Origin of the sequence: Thauera linaloolentis 47Lol = DSM 12138, from assembly GCF_000310205.1 — a bacterium.
GTDB lineage: Bacteria > Pseudomonadota > Gammaproteobacteria > Burkholderiales > Rhodocyclaceae > Thauera > Thauera linaloolentis.
Window position 1 is genome coordinate 1 of record NZ_AMXE01000136.1, and the last position, 5,460, is coordinate 5,460.

Annotated in this window: 9 protein-coding genes; all 9 read right to left on the reverse strand. The window is 44.7% G+C overall.

Annotation, left to right across the window (positions count from 1 at the left end; translation table 11 throughout):
• The coding region (locus C666_RS21290; protein ID WP_020358744.1) for a scaffolding protein D at window positions 1–280 on the reverse strand (280 nt) is incomplete at its 3' end.
• On the reverse strand, window positions 277–516 hold the full coding sequence (locus C666_RS21295; RefSeq protein WP_016670801.1) for a phage DNA packaging protein C: 240 nt from the start codon (window positions 514–516) through the stop codon (window positions 277–279). The genes C666_RS21295 and C666_RS21290, both read right to left, overlap by 4 nt.
• Complete coding sequence (locus tag C666_RS21300) at window positions 449–601, reverse strand: hypothetical protein (RefSeq protein ID WP_435988044.1); 153 nt, start codon at window positions 599–601, stop codon at window positions 449–451. The genes C666_RS21295 and C666_RS21300 overlap by 68 nt, the downstream gene beginning before the upstream one ends.
• Entirely contained in the window at window positions 534–2,102 is a 1,569-nt protein-coding gene (locus tag C666_RS21305) for a replication endonuclease (protein ID WP_001134933.1), read from the reverse strand. The genes C666_RS21300 and C666_RS21305 overlap by 68 nt, the downstream gene beginning before the upstream one ends.
• 36 nt (window positions 2,103–2,138) lie before the next feature.
• Complete coding sequence (locus C666_RS21310; protein WP_000466547.1) at window positions 2,139–3,125, reverse strand: Minor spike protein; 987 nt, start codon at window positions 3,123–3,125, stop codon at window positions 2,139–2,141.
• Between the two features lie 8 nt (window positions 3,126–3,133).
• Window positions 3,134–3,661, reverse strand: coding sequence for a hypothetical protein (locus tag C666_RS21315; RefSeq protein WP_000487867.1), 528 nt, complete (start codon window positions 3,659–3,661; stop codon window positions 3,134–3,136).
• Between the two features lie 110 nt (window positions 3,662–3,771).
• Window positions 3,772–5,055 (reverse strand): major capsid protein, encoded by a 1,284-nt coding sequence (locus tag C666_RS21320; RefSeq protein WP_000065572.1) that lies wholly within the window; start codon window positions 5,053–5,055, stop codon window positions 3,772–3,774.
• 36 nt (window positions 5,056–5,091) lie between these two features.
• Window positions 5,092–5,208 (reverse strand): phage DNA packaging protein J, encoded by a 117-nt coding sequence (locus C666_RS21325; protein WP_000033471.1) that lies wholly within the window; start codon window positions 5,206–5,208, stop codon window positions 5,092–5,094.
• The coding region (locus C666_RS21330; protein ID WP_055327158.1) for an external scaffolding protein D at window positions 5,208–5,460 on the reverse strand (253 nt) is incomplete at its 5' end. The genes C666_RS21325 and C666_RS21330, both read right to left, overlap by 1 nt.

Genomic DNA, 5,460 nt, shown 5'->3' on the forward strand with positions numbered 1-5,460 from the left:
CCGTTTGAATGTTGACGGGATGAACATAATAAGCAATGACGGCAGCAATAAACTCAACAGGAGCAGGAAAGCGAGGGTATCCTACAAAGTCCAGCGTACCATAAACGCAAGCCTCAACGCAGCGACGAGCACGAGAGCGGTCAGTAGCAATCCAAACTTTGTTACTCGTCAGAAAATCGAAATCATCTTCGGTTAAATCCAAAACGGCAGAAGCCTGAATGAGCTTAATAGAGGCCAAAGCGGTCTGGAAACGTACGGATTGTTCAGTAACTTGACTCATGATTTCTTACCTATTAGTGGTTGAACAGCATCGGACTCAGATAGTAATCCACGCTCTTTTAAAATGTCAACAAGAGAATCTCTACCATGAACAAAATGTGACTCATATCTAAACCAGTCCTTGACGAACGTGCCAAGCATATTAAGCCACTTCTCCTCATCCAACGCGTCAGTTTTTGACAGAATCGTTAGTTGATGGCGAAAGGTCGCAAAGTAAGAGCTTCTCGAGCTGCGCAAGGATAGGTCGAATTTTCTCATTTTCCGCCAGCAGTCCACTTCGATTTAATTCGTAAACAAGCAGTAGTAATTCCTGCTTTATCAAGATAATTTTTCGACTCATCAGAAATATCCGAAAGTGTTAACTTCTGCGTCATGGAAGCGATAAAACTCTGCAGGTTGGATACGCCAATCATTTTTATCGAAGCGCGCATAAATTTGAGCAGATTTGTCGTCACAGGTTGCGCCGCCAAAACGTCGGCTACAGTAACTTTTCCCAGCCTCAATCTCATCTCTCTTTTTGCGTTCTGCTTCAATATCTGGTTGAACGGCGTCGCGTCGTAACCCAGCTTGGTAAGTTGGATTAAGCACTCCGTGGACAGATTTGTCATTGTGAGCATTTTCATCCCGAAGTTGCGGCTCATTCTGATTCTGAACAGCTTCTTGGGAAGTAGCGACAGCTTGGTTTTTAGTGAGTTGTTCCATTCTTTAGCTCCTAGACCTTTAGCAGCAAGGTCCATATCTGACTTTTTGTTAACGTATTTAGCCACATAGAAACCAACAGCCATATAACTGGTAGCTTTAAGCGGCTCACCTTTAGCATCAACAGGCCACAACCAACCAGAACGTGAAAAAGCGTCCTGCGTGTAGCGAACTGCGATGGGCATACTGTAACCATAAGGCCACGTATTTTGCAAGCTATTTAACTGGCGGCGATTGCGTACCCGACGACCAAAATTAGGGTCAACGCTACCTGTAGGAAGTGTCCGCATAAAGTGCACCGCATGGAAATGAAGACGGCCATTAGCTGTACCATACTCAGGCACACAAAAATACTGATAGCAGTCGGCGTGTGAATCATTAGCCTTGCGACCCTCGGCAGCAAGAACCATACGACCAATATCACGAAAATAGTCACGCAAAGCATTGGGATTATCATAAAACGCCTCTAATCGGTCGTCAGCCAACGTGAGAGTGTCAAAAACGATAAACCAACCATCAGCATGAGCCTGTCGCATTGCATTCATCAAACGCTGAATAGCAAAGCCTCTACGCGATTTCATAGTGGAGGCCTCCAGCAATCTTGAACACTCATCCTTAATACCTTTCTTTTTGGGGTAATTATACTCATCGCGAATATCCTTAAGAGGGCGTTCAGCAGCCAGCTTGCGGCAAAACTGCGTAACCGTCTTCTCGTTCTCTAAAAACCATTTTTCGTCCCCTTCGGGGCGGTGGTCTATAGTGTTATTAATATCAAGTTGGGGGAGCACATTGTAGCATTGTGCCAATTCATCCATTAACTTCTCAGTAACAGATACAAACTCATCACGAACGTCAGAAGCAGCCTTATGGCCGTCAACATACATATCACCATTATCGAACTCAACGCCCTGCATACGAAAAGACAGAATCTCTTCCAAGAGCTTGATGCGGTTATCCATCTGCTTATGGAAGCCAAGCATTGGGGATTGAGAAAGAGTAGAAATGCCACAAGCCTCAATAGCAGGTTTAAGAGCCTCGATACGCTCAAAGTCAAAATAATCAGCGTGACATTCAGAAGGGTAATAAGAACGAACCATAAAAAAGCCTCCAAGATTTGGAGGCATGAAAACATACAATTGGGAGGGTGTCAATCCTGACGGTTATTTCCTAGACAAATTAGAGCCAATACCATCAGCTTTACCGTCTTTCCAGAAATTGTTCCAAGTATCGGCAACAGCTTTATCAATACCATGAAAAATATCAACCACACCAGAAGCAGCATCAGTGACGACATTAGAAATATCCTTTGCAGTAGCGCCAATATGAGAAGAGCCATACCGCTGATTCTGCGTTTGCTGATGAACTAAGTCAACCTCAGCACTAACCTTGCGAGTCATTTCTTTGATTTGGTCATTGGTAAAATACTGACCAGCCGTTTGAGCTTGAGTAAGCATTTGGCGCATAATCTCGGAAACCTGCTGTTGCTTGGAAAGATTGGTGTTTTCCATAATAGACGCAACGCGAGCAGTAGACTCCTTCTGTTGATAAGCAAGCATCTCATTTTGTGCATATACCTGGTCTTTCGTATTCTGGCGTGAAGTCGCCGACTGAATGCCAGCAATCTCTTTTTGAGTCTCATTTTGCATCTCGGCAATCTCTTTCTGATTGTCCAGTTGCATTTTAGTAAGCTCTTTTTGATTCTCAAATCCGGCGTCAACCATACCAGCAGAGGAAGCATCAGCACCAGCACGCTCCCAAGCATTAAGCTCAGGAAATGCAGCAGCAAGATAATCACGAGTATCCTTTCCTTTATCAGCGGCAGACTTGCCACCAAGTCCAACCAAATCAAGCAACTTATCAGAAACGGCAGAAGTGCCAGCCTGCAACGTACCTTCAAGAAGTCCTTTACCAGCTTTAGCCATAGCACCAGAAACAAAACTAGGGACGGCCTCATCAGGGTTAGGAACATTAGAGCCTTGAATGGCAGATTTAATACCAGCATCACCCATGCCTACAGTATTGTTATCGGTAGCAAGCACATCACCTTGAATGCCACCGGAGGCGGCTTTTTGACCGCCTCCAAACAATTTAGACATGGCGCCACCAGCAAGAGCAGAAGCAATACCGCCAGCAATAGCACCAAACATAAATCACCTCACTTAAGTGGCTGGAGACAAATAATCTCTTTAATAACCTGATTCAGCGAAACCAATCCGCGGCATTTAGTAGCGGTAAAGTTAGACCAAACCATGAAACCAACATAAACATTATTGCCCGGCGTACGGGGAAGGACGTCAATAGTCACACAGTCCTTGACGGTATAATAACCACCATCATGGCGACCATCCAAAGGATAAACATCATAGGCAGTCGGGAGGGTAGTCGGAACCGAAGAAGACTCAAAGCGAACCAAACAGGCAAAAAATTTAGGGTCGGCATCAAAAGCAATATCAGCACCAACAGAAACAACCTGATTAGCGGCGTTGACAGATGTATCCATCTGAATGCAATGAAGAAAACCACCATTACCAGCATTAACCGTCAAACTATCAAAATATAACGTTGACGATGTAGCTTTAGGTGTCTGTAAAACAGGTGCCGAAGAAGCTGGAGTAACAGAAGTGAGAACCAGCTTATCAGAAAAAAAGTTTGAATTATGGCGAGAAATAAAAGTCTGAAACATGATTAAACTCCTAAGCAGAAAACCTACCGCGCTTCGCTTGGTCAACCCCTCAGCGGCAAAAATTAAAATTTTTACCGCTTCGGCGTTATAACCTCACACTCAATCTTTTATCACGAAGTCATGATTGAATCGCGAGTGGTCGGCAGATTGCGATAAACGGTCACATTAAATTTAACCTGACTATTCCACTGCAACAACTGAACGGACTGGAAACACTGGTCATAATCATGGTGGCGAATAAGTACGCGTTCTTGCAAATCACCAGAAGGCGGTTCCTGAATGAATGGGAAGCCTTCAAGAAGGTGATAAGCAGGAGAAACATACGAAGGCGCATAACGATACCACTGACCCTCAGCAATCTTAAACTTCTTAGACGAATCACCAGAACGGAAAACATCCTTCATAGAAATTTCACGCGGCGGCAAGTTGCCATACAAAACAGGGTCGCCAGCAATATCGGTATAAGTCAAAGCACCTTTAGCGTTAAGGTACTGAATCTCTTTAGTCGCAGTAGGCGGAAAACGAACAAGCGCAAGAGTAAACATAGTGCCATGCTCAGGAACAAAGAAACGCGGCACAGAATGTTTATAGGTCTGTTGAACACGACCAGAAAACTGGCCTAACGACGTTTGGTCAGTTCCATCAACATCATAGCCAGATGCCCAGAGATTAGAGCGCATGACAAGTAAAGGACGGTTGTCAGCGTCATAAGAGGTTTTACCTCCAAATGAAGAAATAACATCATGGTAACGCTGCATGAAGTAATCACGTTCTTGGTCAGTATGCAAATTAGCATAAGCAGCTTGCAGACCCATAATGTCAATAGATGTGGTAGAAGTCGTCATTTGGCGAGAAAGCTCAGTCTCAGGAGGAAGCGGAGCAGTCCAAATGTTTTTGAGATGGCAGCAACGGAAACCATAACGAGCATCATCTTGATTAAGCTCATTAGGGTTAGCCTCGGTACGGTCAGGCATCCACGGCGCTTTAAAATAGTTGTTATAGATATTCAAATAACCCTGAAACAAATGCTTAGGGATTTTATTGGTATCAGGGTTAATCGTGCCAAGAAAAGCGGCATGGTCAATATAACCAGTAGTGTTAACAGTCGGGAGAGGAGTGGCATTAACACCATCCTTCATGAACTTAATCCACTGTTCACCATAAACGTGACGATGAGGGACATAAAAAGTAAAAATGTCTACAGTAGAGTCAATAGCAAGGCCACGACGCAATGGAGAAAGACGGAGAGCGCCAACGGCGTCCATCTCGAAGGAGTCGCCAGCGATAACCGGAGTAGTTGAAATGGTAATAAGACGACCAATCTGACCAGCAAGGAAGCCAAGATGGGAAAGGTCATGCGGCATACGCTCGGCGCCAGTTTGAATATTAGACATAATTTATCCTCAAGTAAGGGGCCGAAGCCCCTGCAATTAAAATTGTTGACCACCTACATACCAAAGACGAGCGCCTTTACGCTTGCCTTTAGTACCTCGCAACGGCTGCGGACGACCAGGGCGAGCGCCAGAACGTTTTTTACCTTTAGACATTACATCACTCCTTCTGCACGTAATTTTTGACGCACGTTTTCTTCTGCGTCAGTAAGAACGTCAGTGTTTCCTGCGCGTACACGCAAGGTAAACGCGAACAATTCAGCGGCTTTAACCGGACGCTCGACGCCATTAATAATGTTTTCCGTAAATTCAGCGCCTTCCATGATGAGACAGGCCGTTTGAATGTTGACGGGATGAACATAATAAGCAATGACGGCAGCAATAAACTCAACAGGAGCAGGAAAGCGA